The 15,471-nt window shown below is 61.8% G+C and carries 15 protein-coding genes and 1 tRNA gene; 8 read left to right on the forward strand and 8 right to left on the reverse strand.

Annotated elements, in window-relative coordinates:
* The first annotated feature begins 48 nt into the window (after positions 1-48).
* Positions 49-516, forward strand: a complete 468-nt coding sequence (locus AC1DE4_RS23125; RefSeq protein WP_025661120.1) for a DUF6790 family protein — start codon at positions 49-51, stop codon at positions 514-516.
* Here the strand turns inward: AC1DE4_RS23125 and AC1DE4_RS23130 are convergent.
* Genes AC1DE4_RS23130 through mutY form a run of 3 tightly spaced genes read right to left on the reverse strand, consistent with a single transcriptional unit; the run spans position 504 to position 2,575 of the window.
* Positions 504-869, reverse strand: coding sequence for a nuclear transport factor 2 family protein (locus tag AC1DE4_RS23130; RefSeq protein ID WP_025661121.1), 366 nt, complete (start codon positions 867-869; stop codon positions 504-506). The two genes, AC1DE4_RS23125 and AC1DE4_RS23130, sit on opposite strands and share 13 nt — an antisense overlap.
* 2 nt (positions 870-871) lie before the next feature.
* Positions 872-1,480 carry an HAD family hydrolase gene (locus AC1DE4_RS23135; protein ID WP_025661122.1) on the reverse strand — a complete coding sequence of 203 codons (609 nt, stop codon included), beginning with the start codon at positions 1,478-1,480 and terminating at the stop codon, positions 872-874.
* A gap of 3 nt (positions 1,481-1,483) precedes the next feature.
* Positions 1,484-2,575, reverse strand: coding sequence for an A/G-specific adenine glycosylase (mutY, locus tag AC1DE4_RS23140; RefSeq protein ID WP_477883303.1), 1,092 nt, complete (start codon positions 2,573-2,575; stop codon positions 1,484-1,486).
* 97 nt (positions 2,576-2,672) lie between these two features.
* On the opposite strand from mutY, the gene AC1DE4_RS23145 reads away from it, so the two are divergent.
* The 4 genes from AC1DE4_RS23145 to ppdK all read left to right on the forward strand — a co-directional run bounded on the left by AC1DE4_RS23145 (position 2,673) and on the right by ppdK (position 10,669).
* Positions 2,673-3,161 carry a DUF721 domain-containing protein gene (locus AC1DE4_RS23145; protein WP_018116432.1) on the forward strand — a complete coding sequence of 163 codons (489 nt, stop codon included), beginning with the start codon at positions 2,673-2,675 and terminating at the stop codon, positions 3,159-3,161.
* A gap of 160 nt (positions 3,162-3,321) precedes the next feature.
* Entirely contained in the window at positions 3,322-4,014 is a 693-nt protein-coding gene (locus AC1DE4_RS23150) for a DsbA family protein (RefSeq protein WP_025661124.1), read from the forward strand.
* Positions 4,015-4,092: 78 nt separating this feature from the next.
* Entirely contained in the window at positions 4,093-7,554 is a 3,462-nt protein-coding gene (locus AC1DE4_RS23155; protein WP_025661125.1) for a chromosome segregation SMC family protein, read from the forward strand.
* Between the two features lie 397 nt (positions 7,555-7,951).
* On the forward strand, positions 7,952-10,669 hold the full coding sequence (gene ppdK / locus AC1DE4_RS23160; protein ID WP_018859032.1) for a pyruvate, phosphate dikinase: 2,718 nt from the start codon (positions 7,952-7,954) through the stop codon (positions 10,667-10,669).
* On the opposite strand, the gene AC1DE4_RS23165 is transcribed toward ppdK, so the two are convergent.
* Entirely contained in the window at positions 10,602-10,877 is a 276-nt protein-coding gene (locus AC1DE4_RS23165) for a hypothetical protein (protein WP_083929893.1), read from the reverse strand. The two genes, ppdK and AC1DE4_RS23165, sit on opposite strands and share 68 nt — an antisense overlap.
* A 182-nt stretch (positions 10,878-11,059) precedes the next feature.
* Here AC1DE4_RS23165 and AC1DE4_RS23170 point away from each other — a divergent pair, with 182 nt between their 5' ends.
* Complete coding sequence (locus AC1DE4_RS23170; RefSeq protein ID WP_477883297.1) at positions 11,060-11,305, forward strand: hypothetical protein; 246 nt, start codon at positions 11,060-11,062, stop codon at positions 11,303-11,305.
* Positions 11,306-11,322: 17 nt separating this feature from the next.
* On the opposite strand, the gene AC1DE4_RS23175 is transcribed toward AC1DE4_RS23170, so the two are convergent.
* Positions 11,323-11,709, reverse strand: a complete 387-nt coding sequence (locus AC1DE4_RS23175) for a hypothetical protein (protein WP_018860461.1) — start codon at positions 11,707-11,709, stop codon at positions 11,323-11,325.
* Between the two features lie 218 nt (positions 11,710-11,927).
* Here AC1DE4_RS23175 and AC1DE4_RS23180 point away from each other — a divergent pair, with 218 nt between their 5' ends.
* Entirely contained in the window at positions 11,928-12,836 is a 909-nt protein-coding gene (locus tag AC1DE4_RS23180; RefSeq protein WP_018860462.1) for a DUF1499 domain-containing protein, read from the forward strand.
* A 74-nt stretch (positions 12,837-12,910) separates the two neighbouring features.
* Here the strand turns inward: AC1DE4_RS23180 and AC1DE4_RS23185 are convergent, their stop codons facing one another.
* The gene (locus tag AC1DE4_RS23185) at positions 12,911-13,828 is read right to left on the reverse strand and encodes an MBL fold metallo-hydrolase (protein WP_018860463.1); all 918 of its coding nucleotides are present in this window, start codon (positions 13,826-13,828) and stop codon (positions 12,911-12,913) included.
* Positions 13,829-14,125: a cupin domain-containing protein gene (locus AC1DE4_RS23190; RefSeq protein WP_018860464.1), complete on the reverse strand. Its 297-nt coding sequence runs from the start codon at positions 14,123-14,125 to the stop codon at positions 13,829-13,831.
* Between the two features lie 161 nt (positions 14,126-14,286).
* Between AC1DE4_RS23190 and AC1DE4_RS23195 the strand changes: the two genes are divergently transcribed.
* Positions 14,287-14,361 (forward strand) — tRNA-Gln (locus tag AC1DE4_RS23195).
* A gap of 38 nt (positions 14,362-14,399) precedes the next feature.
* On the opposite strand, the gene AC1DE4_RS23200 is transcribed toward AC1DE4_RS23195, so the two are convergent.
* The coding region (locus AC1DE4_RS23200) for a helix-turn-helix domain-containing protein (RefSeq protein WP_477883299.1) at positions 14,400-15,471 on the reverse strand (1,072 nt) is incomplete at its 5' end.

Raw genomic sequence — 15,471 nt, forward strand, 5'->3', positions numbered from 1 at the left:
GTGTCATGTATCGGCGGCTGATGATCCGAAAGAGGCAAGGACCCCGCCATGTATCTTGCGATCATACTGTTGCTGATGCTTGTCCTGCCGCTGGGTTCGGTTGCCGCCGAAGCCCATTGGAGCGCGGACGCCAACGTCGTCTTCCTCGTCGGGAAATGGTTCGTCTTTTGGGGCGTCGGCCTGCGACTGCTCGTGGCAAGCCTGAAGCAGATCATCAACCCGGCCTTCACTGCGGAGACGATCTTCGGTGTCACCGATCACAAGGCGCAGGCATTGGTGCAGGAGATCGGCTTCGGCAATCTCTCGATCGGCATGCTTGGCATATTCAGCCTCTTCGAGCCGCGGTGGATTGTCCCGGCAGCGATCACCGCCTGCCTTTTCTACGGGCTCGCCGGTCTGAAGCATCTTCTCGAGCGGCCGAGAAAGAGGTCGAGGAAGATCGCGATGTTCTCCGACCTGTGGCTCTTCTTCGTGCTCGCTTTTTATCTTTCCGCAGCGTTCTTTCAAAACGCCTGATAGTCCGTTACCTCGACGTGAGTGACACGACCGTCGTCGTTGAAGGTGATCGTCTCTTCGCCTTCCCGGACGAGTGGCTTGCCCGTCTTGCTGTGCGTTGCGCGAACGGACCACACGGCGCGGCCGGCATTCGGGCTGACCTTCTCGACCAGCGTGTTGATTGCCGTCTGGTCCGGGTAGTCCTCGAAATACTTGCGGAAGGCGACCATGATCTCAGCCCGCCCCGACAGGCTTCCGACCCCGTTCGAGACATAGGTCGCGTCGTCCGCAAAATAGTCCTCGATCATATCGAAGTCGAGCGCGTTGATCGCGCCGTGAAAGCGTTTGATTTCCTCAACCGGATCGAATGCCATCGTCAGAGCCTCACGCCGCGCGCTGCAAGATCGGCGCGCAGCTTGTCGGCGCCGGTGAAGAGAACCGCATCCCAGCCGGCCGCCTTGGCGCCTTCGACGTTGGGGGCGGAGTCATCGATGAAGATTGTCGCCGCCGGATTGAGGCCGAAGCTCTTGGCGTGTGTTTCGTAGATCGCGATGTCGGGCTTGATGAGACCGACGTCGCCGGAAACGGTAACGCCGCGCGGCTTCGTCAGGAACGGAAAGCGGACCTGCGCTTCGCGGAAGGTGTCGGAAGCGAAGTTCGTCAGCATCGTCACGTCCTGGCCATCGGCAATCAGGCCTTCCATGATGGTGACGCTGTCGTCGTAGGAGAGGGGGACCATCTCGTGCCAGTATTTGCGGAAGGCCCGGATATGCTCCTCGCGATCCGGATGAACCTCGATCAGCAGGGCTTCAGCTTCCTCCCAGGTGCGGCCGCGATCCTGCTCGACGTTCCAGTCATGAGTGCAGACATTCTCGAAAAACCACTTGCGTTCGGCCTCATCGGGAATGAGGCGGCTGAACGGAATATTCGGATCGTAATGGATGAGTACTTTTCCAATGTCGAAAACAATATGGTCGATGGGCATCGATTAATCCTTGGCATGTTTGAACGCGAGCGGGATAGCCGCGGTGATTGCTTTTTTCATGACGGTCGGCAGTGCCTGCGAGTCAAGATTTGTAACCGGCTCCCACCAACCGTTATCCGTTTGAATTCGCGAGGGGATCGCGACGCGGTAAATCGACAGCCTGAGCTCGAAATGGGTGAAGACTTGGGTGATGGTCCCGCAAGGCTCCCAGGCAGCCGGGAAAGGCGCAGCATCGGCCGAAGTTTCCCCGTCCTGCCGCGCCGTCCAGTTGGTCGTCGGCACTTCCGTCATGCCGCCGAGCAGGCCGCTCTCGATGCGCCGCCGCAACAGAACGTCACCATCCGCGGTGACCGCAATAAAGGCTGCGCCCTGGCGGAGCGGCTTTTCCTTCTTGGCAGCCTTGACCGGAAAGTGCTCGGGATCGTGCAGGCGCAGCGCCTCGCAGGATCCCCTGAAGGGACAGAGCGAACAGGCGGGCCGCTTCGGCGTGCAGATCGTGGCGCCGAGATCCATCATTGCCTGCGCAAAGTCGCCGGGCCGATCCTGCGGCGTCAGCAGAGCCACCTTCTGTTTCATCAATGGTTTGGCAGCGGGTAGGGGCGTAGCGATCGCGTAAAGGCGCGAGATCACCCGCTCGACGTTGCCATCCATCACGGCTGCCTGCCGGTTGAAGGCTATCGCCGCCACCGCGGCCGCCGTATAGTCCCCGATGCCGGGAAGCGACTTCAGCCCCTCCTCGGTATCTGGAAAGATGCCGTTATGATCGGACGCGACGGCCTCGGCGCATTTCTTGAGGTTGCGGGCGCGGGCGTAGTATCCAAGCCCGGCCCAGGCCGCCATAACGTCTTCGCTGGCGGCATCGGCGAGGTCGCGCACGCTCGGCCAGCGTGCCAGGAAATTGGCGAAGTAGGGTTTCACCGCCGGCACCGTCGTCTGCTGCAGCATCACCTCGGAAAGCCAGACGTGATAGGGATCGGCCTTGATGCCGCGCGCCGCCATCGGCGGCGAGACGCGCCATGGCAGATCGCGATGGTGGCGGTCGTACCAGTCGAGAAGGGGCTTGGCGGCAGGCGCGTCCAGTGTCGTCGATGTCATCATTTGCCGTCGTGAGGGGAAGTGCCCTATACTTGGCGAAGCAATGCCGCGCGATCAAGGCAGTGGTGCCTGAACGCAGCGCGATCTGAAGGTTTCGATGAGTTATCCACGCAAAGGTGAAAAGCAGATCTCCGAATTGGCCAACGGGCTGATCGATCCCGTGCTGGCGCGCCGCGCCGGAATCAACACGGCGCTGCTCGGCTCGTGGGATGAAATCGCCGGTGCAGAGTTCGCCGACTGCACGCGTCCGGAAAAGATTGCCTGGGCGCGCGGCAACGACGAGGGCAGCTTTCGGCCCGGTGTGCTCACGATCGCCTGCGAGGGCGCACGCGCGCTGTTTTTGACCCATGCGCAAGGCGAGTTGATCCAGCGCGTCAACAGCTTCTTCGGATTTGCCGCCGTCCACCAGATCCGTATCGTCCAGAAACCCGTCTATCCGGTGGTGAAGCGCTCCCGCACGCCTCCTCCCTTGAAGGGGGCGGCTGCGGCAAAGCTGGAGGATATGATGGAGGGGATCGAGGGCGATAAGCTGCGCGAAGCCGTGAAGCGGCTCGGCACGGCCGTGCTGGGCAAGCGCGGTCGCTAACGCCTTGCAAGTGTTGGCGCGGCAATTCTGTCCGCAATTTAATCGGGCTGTCCAACCAAGGTCACAATTCTTTGAAGAAAGTTCGCGAGCCGTGTCTTGTTCAGGACTTCGAGGCGCTATATCGGACTCACAGCCATTACTCTCATTTATGGGGACCTTCATGCCGATTTCTGAAATGCAACTGACGAAACGCCAGCTTCTGGGCGGCGTGGCTGCCGCGACCGCGACCCTGGCGGTTTTCAGTAGCGCGCATGCCGCTGTCGAAGTGCCTCAGCCCGATGGCGAGGTCGACATGGCCGCCGTGCTGAAGCCGGGCGCGCTGCCGGAAATGGTGCTTGGCAAGGAAGACGCCCCGGTAACGATCGTCGAATACATGTCGATGACCTGCCCGCACTGCGCTCACTTCCACACGACGACCTTCGACGCGATCAGGAAGAAGTATGTCGACACCGGCAAGGTCCGCTTCATCATCCGCGAATTCCCCTTTGATCCGCGCGCCGCTGCCGCCTTCATGCTGGCCCGCTGCAATCCGCAGAAGCCGGAAGAAATGAGCACGCCGGAACAGTATTTCGCGATGGTATCCATGCTCTTCAAGCAGCAGCAGACCTGGGCCGCTGCCGATGACGGCCGCGCTGCACTGCTGCAGATGGCCAAACTTGCTGGATTTACTGAGGATAGCTTCACGAAGTGCTTGACGAACCAGAAGCTGCTGGATGAAGTGAACGCAACGCGGGAACGAGGTTCCAAGGAGTTTGGCGTCAATGCCACGCCGACGTTCCTCATCAACGGCAAGCGCTTTTCTGGAGACATGACGGTTGACACCATGTCGGCCCTTATCGACAGCCTGCTCTAATCTGAACCGTATCCGATCGACGGGCGACGGCGGAAGCCGTACGCCCGTCTTTTGCTTTATCAGGCGCGGGGACGCGGCATGAAGTTCAACAAGCTTCGCGTCGTCGGCTTCAAGTCCTTCGTCGAACCCACCGAATTCATCATCGAGCGCGGACTGACCGGTATCGTCGGCCCGAACGGCTGCGGCAAGTCGAACCTCGTCGAAGCGCTCCGCTGGGTGATGGGCGAGAATTCCTACAAGAACATGCGCGCGTCCGGCATGGACGATGTCATCTTCTCCGGCTCCGGCAATCGTCCCGCCCGCAACACCGCTGAAGTAGCACTCTATCTCGACAATGCCGAGCGTACGGCGCCCGCTGCCTTCAACGACAGCGACGAGATCCAGGTCACGCGCCGCATCGAGCGGGAGCAGGGATCGATCTACCGCATCAACGGCAAGGAAAGCCGCGCCAAGGACGTACAGCTTCTCTTTGCTGACGCCTCCACCGGCGCCCGTTCGCCGTCCATGGTCGGGCAAGGACGGATCGGCGAGTTGATCTCGGCAAAGCCGCAGGCCCGCCGCCAGTTGCTTGAAGAGGCAGCCGGCATATCAGGCCTGCATTCGCGCCGTCACGAAGCCGAGCTTCGCCTGCGTGCCGCCGAAAGCAATCTCGAACGTCTCGACGACGTGACTTCTCAACTGGAGAGCCAGATCGAGAGCCTGAAGCGTCAGGCCCGCCAGGCAAGCCGTTTCAAGGCGCTGTCCGCGGATATACGCGCCCGCGAGGCGCTGCTTCTGCACATCCGCTGGGTTCAGGCCAAGGAGGCCGAAGCCGAGGCCGATAGCGCGCTCAATCAGGCCACCGTCGTCGTCGCCGAAAAGGCGCAGATGCAGATGGAGGCCGCCAAGGTTCAGGGCATTACAAGCCTGAAGCTGCCGGAATTGCGGGACGCCGAAGCACGCGCCGCTGCCGCGTTGCAGCGCCTGCAGATCGCCAAGACCCAGCTCGAGGAGGATGCCAACCGCATCCTGCGCCGTCGCGACGAACTGACCCGCCGTCTTGCGCAGCTCGGCGAGGATATCCGCCGCGAGGAGCGGCTGGTTGCCGATAACGCCGAAATCCTGGCGCGGCTGGATGCCGAAGAGAGCGAGATCACTGAGATCCTTGCCGATTCCGGCCGTTTTGCCGAGGAGACACGCGAGGCCTTCGAGGAGGCTGCCGCAAAGCTCGCCGACAGTGAGCGCACTTTTACCGCGTTGACAGCCGAACGCGCCGAGGCTGCAGCCGGGCGCAACCAGCTCGAGCGCGCCATTCGCGACCTTGCCGATCGCAAGATGCGCCTTGAACGGCAGATGGATGAGGCCAACCGCGAGCTGTCGGCCATCGGGGAGAAGATTTCCAGCCTGCCCGATCCGGACGAGAAGCGGGACGTGGTCGAGGCGGCCGAGCAGGCTCTTGCCGAGGCGGAAGCCGCAATCCAGGGCGTCGAGCAGGCCTTGGCCGCTGCCCGCCAGACCGAGGCTCTTTCCCGATCGCCTGTCGATCAGGCGCGTGCGAAGCTGAACGCCATCGAAACGGAAGCCCGGACCATTTCGCGCATGCTGGCTGCCGGTGCCGCGGCAGGCGAATATGCACCCGTTGCCGATGAACTTCGCGTCGATCGCGGCTTTGAGACGGCGCTCGGTGCGGCCCTTGGCGACGACATCGAATCCCCGCTCGATCCGAAGGCGCCGGTGCATTGGTCCGGCCATGGTGACGGTGCCGCCGACCCGGCATTGCCGGCTGGCGCGACGCCGCTGATCGACCATGTGCGCGCTCCTGCGGCACTGATGCGCCGCCTGAAGCAGATCGGCCTCGTCTCCGGTTCGGATGCGGCAACCCTGATGAGGGACCTCAAGCCAGGCCAACGCCTGGTGACCAAGGAGGGCGCCGTCTATCGATGGGACGGCCATGTCACCGGCGCGGATGCGCCGAGTGCGGCGGCACTCCGGCTGGCACAGAAGAACCGGCTCGCCGAACTGGAAAGCGAAGCCGCGCTTGCCCGCGACATACTTGATGAAGCGGAGGAACGCCTGGCGAGTGCGGCCGATGCCATCCGACTTCAGGAACAGCGCCTCGCCGAGGCGCGCGAGAAGAGCCGTATATCCGCGCGGCAACTCGCCGAGGCGCGCGAAGCGCTGGCAGCGGCCGAGCGGGCCTCTGGCGATCTCATCCGCCGCCGTGATGTCATTGCAGAATCTGTCAGCCAGCTACAGATCCAGCTTGAAGATCTCTCGATCCAGGAAGAGAACGCCCGGATCGAGTTGGAAGACGCCCCTGATTTGATGGCGATCGACGTACGGCTTCGAGCGCAGCAGGCGGAAGTCGCGACCGATCGTGGCGCACTTGCAGAAGCGCGGGCACGCCATGAAAGCCTGAACCGCGAGAACGAAGCCCGTCAGCGCCGCATCATTGCCATCGGGCAGGAGCGCGAGACCTGGCGCCAGCGCGCTGCCAGCGCCGAGGACCACATCGCGACACTTCGCGACCGCGAGGAGGAGGCGCGGGAGGAAGCGTCTGAGCTCGAAATGGCGCCCGATGAGTTCGACGACAAGCGCCGCGCGCTCTTGACCGAACTCCAGAAGGCCGAGGAAGCACGTCGCCACGCGGCCGATGTGCTTGCTGAAGCCGAGCTCGTCCAGCGTGACGCCGACCGCAAGGCGGCGACAGCGCTTTCCGAACTCGCCGAAAGCCGCGAGCGCCGCGGTCGCGCCGAAGAGCGGCTGGTCTCGGCGCGCGAAAAGCGACAGGAAACCGAGGCCCGAATTCGTGAGGCGCTAAACGTTGCGCCGCACGAGGCGCTTCGGCTTGCCGGACTTGAGTCGCTGCAGGCAGCACCCGATCTTCGCGAGGTCGAGCGCGAACTCGAACGCCTCAAGATGGAGCGCGAGCGCCTTGGCGCCGTGAACCTGCGCGCCGAGGAAGAACAGAAGGAACTGAGCGGGAAGCTCGAAGCGCTGATCAAGGAACGCGACGACGTGATCGATGCGATCCGCAAGTTGCGTGGCGCGATCCAGAGCCTTAATCGCGAGGGTCGCGAGCGCCTGCTCGCCGCGTTCGACGTGGTCAACGGCCAGTTCCAGCGCCTTTTCACCCATCTTTTCGGCGGAGGAACGGCCGAACTGCAACTGATCGAATCCGATGATCCGCTCGAGGCAGGCCTGGAAATTCTCGCCCGTCCGCCGGGCAAGAAGCCGCAGACGATGACGCTCCTTTCGGGCGGCGAGCAGGCGCTGACGGCAATGGCACTGATCTTTGCCGTCTTCCTGACCAATCCGGCCCCGATCTGCGTGCTGGACGAAGTGGACGCCCCGCTCGATGACCACAATGTCGAGCGCTATTGCAACCTGATGGACGAAATGGCCGCCTCCACCGAGACGCGTTTCGTCATCATCACACATAATCCGATCACCATGGCGCGCATGAACAGGCTGTTCGGCGTGACGATGGCGGAGCAGGGGGTATCGCAGCTCGTGTCGGTCGATCTTCAGACCGCCGAACAACTGCGCGAGATTGCCTGAGCCAAAGGCTGGGAAAAGCCCAAAAAAAGTCTGCCAGAATGGGCTGACTCCACCATTCAGGTAATGTTTTCCTACCGATCTTGTATTAGAGATTGCTTCATGGTGTCGCCGAATTACCGCGAAAAGGTATCGGCTGCATGGTTTCCTGCGCGACGCGCTCGGAGCAATATGGTTTTGGCTCTGACAGTCCGTATGGACGGAACCCCCCGTCCGGTTTTCCTGGCTGGACGGACATAAGGCTTTGCGGGACTTTGTTGCAGTCCCGCAAAGCTTTTTCTCCCCTCAATCGCTTCAGTCTGTCGCAGTTATTGTGCGCCGCAACATTTCGGCCGCATTTGTCGATTTTCATTTCAACACCAAGGGATTAAGTTGATCCGGATTTGGTGTTGGGGGGAATATGACCAAGTGGGTCTATACATTTGGCAATGGTCAGGCAGAGGGTAGTGCCCTTGAGGGCGAGCGTTTGGGCGGCAAAGGCGCAAACCTCGCGGAAATGTGCAACCTGGGTCTGCCTGTCCCTCCTGGTCTGACGATCATCGCCGGCGCCTGCTCTGCCTACTACAAGAACGGACGGCAGATTGCAGAAGAGCTGAAGGCACAGGTCCGCGCGGGCATTCAAGGGATCGAAGAAATTACCGGCCGGCGGTTCGGCGCGGGCGATCGGCCGCTGCTCTTGTCCGTGCGCTCGGGAGCGCGCGTTTCGATGCCGGGGATGATGGACACCGTCCTCAATCTCGGCCTCAACGATGAAACCGTACAAGCGCTCGGCCACGATGCCGGCGACGCACGGTTCGCCTGGGATAGCTACCGCCGTTTCATCCAGATGTATGCCGACGTCGTCATGCGTCTCGATCACGAGGTGTTCGAGGAGATCCTCGAGGACGAGAAGGCGCGGCTCGGCTATGAGTTTGATACCGAACTGACCGCCAACGAATGGCAGCACGTGGTCTCGCTCTACAAGAGCCTGATTGAGGAGGAGCTGGGCGAGGAGTTTCCTCAAGATCCCGAGGTGCAGCTATGGGGCGCTGTAGGCGCCGTCTTCGCCAGCTGGATGAGCGTCCGCGCAGTCACCTATCGCCAGCTTCACAATATTCCCGAAGGCTGGGGCACGGCGGTCAACATCCAGGCGATGGTCTTCGGAAACCACGGTAATTCGTCCGCGACCGGTGTTGCCTTCACGCGCAATCCGTCGACGGGCAATAAATCGCTCTATGGCGAATTCCTCGTCAATGCGCAGGGCGAGGATGTGGTTGCCGGCATCCGCACGCCGCAGAGCATTACCGAGGAGGGACGCATCAGCTCCGGTTCCGAACGACCGTCGATGGAAAAGCTGATGCCGGATGCCTTCAAGGAGCTGTCAGGCATCTGTTCCGAGCTTGAAACGCATTATCGCGAGATGCAGGACATCGAGTTCACCATCGAGCGCGGAAAGCTCTGGATGCTGCAGACCCGCGCGGGCAAGCGCTCGACGCGCGCTGCGATGAAGATCGCCGTCGACATGGTAGATGAGAAACTCATCACCGAAGAAGAAGCGGTGCTTCGCATCGAACCTTCGTCACTGGACCAGCTCCTGCACCCGACGATTGACCCGCGTGTTACCCGCGAGATCATCGGCACCGGCCTGCCGGCCTCGCCCGGCGCGGCGACCGGCGAGATCGTCTTCACCGCCGAGGAGGCCGTGACAGCGTCCGAGGAGGGGCGCAAGGTTATCCTGCTGCGTGTCGAGACCAGTCCAGAAGACATCCACGGCATGCACGCGGCCGAGGGCATTCTGACGACACGTGGCGGCATGACCAGCCATGCCGCCGTTGTCGCACGCGGCATGGGCATCCCCTGCGTGGTCGGCGCTGGTGGCATGCGCATCGACGCCCGCAACGAGCGGCTGATCGGCGTCGGCGTCACGCTGAAGAAGGGCGACGTCATCACCATCGACGGTTCGGCTGGGCAGGTGTTGAAGGGTGACGTGCAGATGATCCAGCCGGAGCTCTCCGGCGATTTCGGGCGCATCATGCAATGGGCCGATCGGGCGCGGCGCATGACCGTGCGCACCAATGCCGATACGCCGGCTGATGCGCGCGCGGCTCGCTCCTTCGGTGCCGAGGGCATCGGCCTTTGCCGCACCGAGCACATGTTCTTCGAGGGCGACCGCATTCATCTGATGCGCGAGATGATCCTGGCGGAGGATGAAACCGGCCGCCGCGCCGCTCTCGATAGCCTGCTGCCGGTCCAGCGCCACGATTTCACCAGCCTGTTCAACGTCATGCACGGCCTGCCGGTGACGATCCGTCTGCTCGATCCGCCGCTGCACGAATTCCTGCCGAAGACGGACGAGGAGATCGCCGACGTTTCCGCCGCAATGGGCATGGACGCTGCAGCACTGCGCCAGCGCGTCGATGCGCTGCATGAGTTCAATCCGATGCTCGGCCATCGCGGCTGCCGACTGGCGATTTCCTACCCTGAAATTGTCGAGATGCAGGCGCGCGCCATTTTCGAGGCGGCGGTCGCGGCAGCCCATGAAACGGGTGCTGCCGTCGTGCCCGAGATCATGGTGCCCCTGGTTGGGTTGCGCTCCGAGCTGGACTACGTCAAGGAGCGCATCGACGCCATCGCCGGGGACGTCATGGCGGAGGCCGGCATGCGGATCGACTACCTGGTCGGCACGATGATCGAACTGCCGCGTGCAGCCCTCAGGGCCCATATCATCGCCGAAGCGGCGGAGTTCTTCTCCTTCGGCACCAACGACCTGACGCAGACAACCTTCGGCATCTCGCGCGACGATGCATCCGCCTTTATTCCGACCTATCAGCGCAAGGGGATCATCGAGCACGATCCCTTCATTTCGCTGGATTTCGACGGTGTCGGGGAGTTGATCCGCATTGCCGCCGAACGCGGTCGGCGCACGCGCAATGACATGAAGCTCGGGATTTGCGGCGAACATGGCGGCGATCCGGTATCCATCCATTTCTGCGAGGAAATCGGATTGGACTACGTGTCCTGTTCACCCTTCCGCGTGCCGATTGCCCGGCTTGCCGCCGCGCAGGCGGTGATTACCAATGGCGCCCGTATCCGCGACCGTAGTAAGGACGGTCGAGATCATAGGACATCTGCAACATGAGCATATCGCTGTCGTAACGCGCCTGGGCACGGCGATAGAGATCGATGCGCTGCATGCAGGTCGCGAAGCCCTCCGTGCCGCGCCGGAAGCCATAGCGTAAGCATTGAGCCTCGTCGGCGGCGCGCCGCTCTTCCGGCGTCATTGTTTGGCAGGCCGAGAGGCCGATTGATAGCGCGGCAAGCGCGAGAGCTAAAACGAGCGTACGCATCGACATGTCTCTGCAATCAAAACTCTGCGCCATCAGATGACGCCAATCGGCGGTTACAGTCAACCAAAAGAATAACTTAGGCCGAAGCGGTGCGCTTGCATCGCTGCTTTCAACGCCTGTGGCCTTCCGTCTGTGGAGGATCGTCTGTAAGAAGACGGCTCGGACGACATTGGAAGATAAACATGGCACTACGCGATCGATTCTCGAAGAAACTGACCTGCCCGCAATGCGGCAACGCCGGCTTTGCGGAAGCGTCCGAGACGGATGATCCGAAGCGCAAGCATCCGGGCTTTAGCGTCGATCATCTACCGCGCGGCTTCTTCATCCAGCGCGCCTCCAACCATCAGGAAACTTCCATGATCAATTGTGAGTGCGGGCGCAAATTCCCGTTCCGCAGCCTGGCTGAAGCAGCGGCGCAACGCGATTAGAGCCGAAAGGCTCTAGCTCAGAACCGTTCAAGAACCTTGATGAAGGCGTCGGCGAAGCGGATGAGGTGGGCCGTCGCAGGATCCGGCGCTTCCATGCGGATTTCCGTGCCGCTGTGATCCAGCACGGCAAGAACGACACGCATCTGTTCGCTCATGGACGGGATGCGCAGCACTGCAATGCGCTTGCAATCGTCCATCAATCCCTCGGCGGGAAGATCAAACAGGAATTCTCCGCCAGCCTTGGCGGATGCTACGCGGACGGTTTCGCAGAAGTCGGATTTGCCATCGTATCCGTCGAGCGACAATTCCAGTTCCAGAAGCTCTATCGGCAGAAGCGGATCTGCATGATCGGCTGCGCCCAGCGTCGGCGACTGGGTTCCCGATGCGGGCTCCGGTGCAATCATTGCCCTTCTCCTGTTGGTCGGTTGCGACCCAAACCATACAACTGCAAATCAAGGAATATCAGAAAATGCTTACGCACGCCATTGTCGTCTTCCCCGTGGATTGCGCCCATCGGAATGACACAACAGTTTCAATTTAGGCGAATCTTGCACTAAACAAGTGGAGGGCGATTTTGCGCGTTCATGCGGGACGCGCCGCTTGCGAGTAACCGGTAAGTTTGATGGCAATCCGTTTCGACCGCCCTGTTTCAAATGCTGCCCGCTTCTCGCGGCGCTTCGCAGCGTTTGCCCTGGTTCTCTGCCTTGCGGCTTTGGTTGGTCATCGCTTCGCCGGCCTTTCTACGCCATACCTTGTGCTGGTTCTGCTCGTCTCCGCGGGCTTCGCGCTGCTTGGGACCTTGCTTGCCGTTGCCGGGCTGCGCAGCCTCTGGCTGACGGGTGCCGAAGGCGGGCTCGATGCCTTGAAAGCCTTGATTTATGTGGCCCTTCCGCTCGCCATCGGCGGGATTGCCGCCGAACGCTATTTCGCGCTGCCGGCGATCTACGACGTGTCAACCGATATCGTCTCGGCGCCGGACTGGCTGAAGACGCCGAACGCAGATCAGATCTGGCTGAAGCGAGAGCCGGCGGTCACGCCTGAGGACCGCGAAAAGCAGCTCGAAGCCTACCCGGAACTCACAGGCCGTCGCTACGACGGCGCTATCGACCGCGTGCTCGAAGCCGTCAAGAAGGTCGCCAAGGAGAATGGCATCCGCATTACCCGCGCCGACGGTGACAGCGAGCCAAGCCCCGATCTCGAGAAGCGACCGGCGAAGCCGCAGCCAGATGACGCCGCGGTTGCTGAGGCGCCAGAAGCCGTGCCGGTCCCGACGCCACGGCCCTACGACGACGACGTTGCGCAGCTGATTCGCCGGGCCAATGGCGTAACGCTGCAGGGCGAAACCCGCACCTTGGTTCTCGGCCTGCGTTTCGACATCGTCATCCGCTTGCGGGAGGAAGCGGAAACCACCTTCGTCGACGTCAGGGTCGCCTCGCGCTACGGCCCGCATGATCTCGGCCTCAGCGCCGATATCGCGGAGAACTACCTCAAGGCGCTCGATTCCGAATTGCTCGGCATCGCTGGCAGCTAGCCTCGTTCGCCTCAATATCTGCCATCGAAGACGATGACAGGCTTGTCGTCGGCAAATACAGGCGCCGACGTAAGCTATTTCCGTGTTGCAGGTCGGTAGGAGCCGAAAAGGGCAGGCGGTCCATCCGTTTCGATCTCACCCCGCTCCACCAGATCCTCGATATGGGCAAGAACCGAAAGCGCGGCAGCGCCATGCAGGCGCGGATCCGTCTCGCGATAGATCACCTTCACCATGTCGGGGATGTTCGTATCGCCAGCGCGGATGCGGCCGAGCACGGCGCGTTCGCGCATCCGCCGATGCGTCTTCAGGGCTCGCATGAAAGAGATCGGCTTGCGGACGGGGCCGCCATGTCCGGGAAGCAGCAGGCGGTCGTGCCTCTCGATCAGCTTGTCGAGGGAGGCCATGTAGTCGGCCATCGAGCCATCGGGCGGCGCGACGATGGAGGTAGCCCACCCCATGACATGATCGGCGGAAAACAGGATCCCGGTTCCCTCGAGCGCGAAGGCCGCGTGATTGGCGGTATGCCCGGGCGTCAACACGCCCGTCAGCCCCCAGCCGTCGCCCTCGATCGTCTCGCCGTCGCCGATTGTGACGTCGGGCCGGAATTCCAGGTCCGAGCTTTCGGCGAAGGGATTGATCTCGCCCTGATGCAGTGGCCGGGCAGCGCGGTGTGGTCCCTCGGCGACGATCCGCGCCCCGGTCGCCGCCTGCAGGCGCCGAGACAGCGGGGAGTGGTCGCGATGGGTATGACTGATGAAGATATGGGTGACCTCGCGTCCATCGAGCGCTGCCATCAATGCCTGCAAGTGTGCCTCGTCCTCCGGCCCAGGATCGATGACCGCCACGGAGCGATCCCCGACGATGTAGCTGTTCGTGCCGTGAAACGTGAAGGCGCTCGGATTGTTGACCGTAATGCGCTGCACGTCTGAGGCAACAGGCACGGCCTGGCCATAGGCGGGCTCGAAGGCCAAATTGAACTCGGGACTTGCCATTTACTTGTATTCGATCTCGATGAAGGACATCGGCTGATCGCCGGCATTGACGACATTGTGCTCGATTCCGGCGTCGCGGCGGTAGGCAGCGCCCTTGGCAATATCGACCCTGCGGCTGCCGTCCTTTTCCTCCAGCAGGAACTGGCAATCGGTCATCGGCACGACGACATAGCCCATCCCATGTGTATGGATGCCCGTATCGGCTCCCGGCTCGAAGTCCCAGCGCGTGATCCGAACCACGGCATCGTCGAGCAGCAGCGTTGCGAGGGCAGGCGGGCGGGCGCGGTACTGGCTCATCGTTACTCCATCGTCCTGGACGGCTGACGCGAGACCTAGCATGGTGACGCAAAATGCGCACAGAAATATGCAATGGCCCGAAACTTAATGATTGTGACGTCAAGCGAGCTTTGCTAAGCAGGCGTCGATTTGGCAAGCGGGTCTCCGCTTTCAAGCTCTGGTGGGGCGTCGCCAAGCGGTAAGGCACCGGTTTTTGGTACCGGCATTCCCAGGTTCGAATCCTGGCGCCCCAGCCATTGAATTCCGGGTCCGTTCTGGACACATAGGTTACGTTTTATTCCTGAGACATAGGTAACACTTTTGGACCGAAAGGGTTCGGCAAAGGTTCAAGCCTGCATGTCTCATCATCGAAGTATCCCAGATCGTAGTCCATAAAGCTTGTCAGCCAGATATGGTCTTCGACCTGTTTGATGCCGACGGCCTGACCGGCGAAGACCAGACTGAGATTGATCTTCTTCCGCTTGTAGCAGATGCGTCCGCATGTTGTGACGGTGACTGTCTGGTCGTGGAACGGGTAGTCGAGATCGGGTAGGCCGCGGTAGGCGCGCGGTGACGCGTCGTAGCGCTCTGCCGGGTAGGCCATGTTGAGCGCCTGGTGGGGCCGCTCGCTGTTGAACTCCTCGACGAAGTCGTCGAAGCGGGCTTGCTGCTGCAGGAAATTGTCTCCGGCCGGCTTGGTTGTCTCAAGTTTCAGTGTCAGATGCATGCGTTCATGGCGGCCGAGCCGAGACAGATTGAACAGTCCGTTGGGGCTAGCGAAAGGCACTCCGTTGTCGGTTCTGATCGCCTTGGGCAGGCCGAACTCCTTGAAGACGCGTTCGAAAACGGTGAAGGCGTAGACTTCCTTGGTCGTGTGCAACGCTTCGCAGGCCAAAAGATAGCGGCTGGCGAAGTCGGTGATCGTCAACGGGTAGCAATAGCGCTTATCGGCAAGCATGAACTCGCCTTTGTAATCGGCGCACCACAGGTCGTTGGGCAGCCCAGGATTGGAGAGTGCTGTTCCTTCAGCCCGGTTGCGCCGCCGCCTACCGTGCTTGACCAGGCCGTTGCGGTCGAGGACGGCATGCACGGTTGAGATCGCCGGCGTGTGAACATCCGGATACAGCCGCGCCAGCCGCTCCCTGATCTTCGGTGCGCCCCAGTTGGGCTTGTCCKGCTTGGTCCGCACAATCAGCTTCTCGATTTGGAAAGGAAGCTGATTGGCGTGCCGGTAAGGCCGTCGCGATCGATCTGTCAGTCCTTCCAGACCGCTGTCGTTATAGCGGCTGATGATCTTGTGACCGGTCTTGCGGGAGATGCCGAATTCGCGGCACAGCGCCGCTATCTTCTCGCCATCCAGAACCCGC

It is taken from the genome of Rhizobium sp. 10N414 (assembly GCF_056394785.1).

Excerpts from the sequence above, each read along its gene's own strand:
- AC1DE4_RS23125 (WP_025661120.1), top strand. The coding sequence starts at position 49 with ATGTATCTTGCGATCATACTGTTGCTGATGCTTGTCCTGCCGCTGGGT.
- AC1DE4_RS23130 (WP_025661121.1), bottom strand. The coding sequence starts at position 869 with ATGGCATTCGATCCGGTTGAGGAAATCAAACGCTTTCACGGCGCGATC.
- AC1DE4_RS23135 (WP_025661122.1), bottom strand. The coding sequence starts at position 1,480 with ATGCCCATCGACCATATTGTTTTCGACATTGGAAAAGTACTCATCCAT.
- mutY (WP_477883303.1), bottom strand. The coding sequence starts at position 2,575 with ATGACATCGACGACACTGGACGCGCCTGCCGCCAAGCCCCTTCTCGAC.
- AC1DE4_RS23145 (WP_018116432.1), top strand. The coding sequence starts at position 2,673 with ATGAGTTATCCACGCAAAGGTGAAAAGCAGATCTCCGAATTGGCCAAC.
- AC1DE4_RS23150 (WP_025661124.1), top strand. The coding sequence starts at position 3,322 with ATGCCGATTTCTGAAATGCAACTGACGAAACGCCAGCTTCTGGGCGGC.
- AC1DE4_RS23155 (WP_025661125.1), top strand. The coding sequence starts at position 4,093 with ATGAAGTTCAACAAGCTTCGCGTCGTCGGCTTCAAGTCCTTCGTCGAA.
- ppdK (WP_018859032.1), top strand. The coding sequence starts at position 7,952 with ATGACCAAGTGGGTCTATACATTTGGCAATGGTCAGGCAGAGGGTAGT.
- AC1DE4_RS23165 (WP_083929893.1), bottom strand. The coding sequence starts at position 10,877 with ATGCGTACGCTCGTTTTAGCTCTCGCGCTTGCCGCGCTATCAATCGGC.
- AC1DE4_RS23170 (WP_477883297.1), top strand. The coding sequence starts at position 11,060 with ATGGCACTACGCGATCGATTCTCGAAGAAACTGACCTGCCCGCAATGC.
- AC1DE4_RS23175 (WP_018860461.1), bottom strand. The coding sequence starts at position 11,709 with ATGATTGCACCGGAGCCCGCATCGGGAACCCAGTCGCCGACGCTGGGC.
- AC1DE4_RS23180 (WP_018860462.1), top strand. The coding sequence starts at position 11,928 with ATGGCAATCCGTTTCGACCGCCCTGTTTCAAATGCTGCCCGCTTCTCG.
- AC1DE4_RS23185 (WP_018860463.1), bottom strand. The coding sequence starts at position 13,828 with ATGGCAAGTCCCGAGTTCAATTTGGCCTTCGAGCCCGCCTATGGCCAG.
- AC1DE4_RS23190 (WP_018860464.1), bottom strand. The coding sequence starts at position 14,125 with ATGAGCCAGTACCGCGCCCGCCCGCCTGCCCTCGCAACGCTGCTGCTC.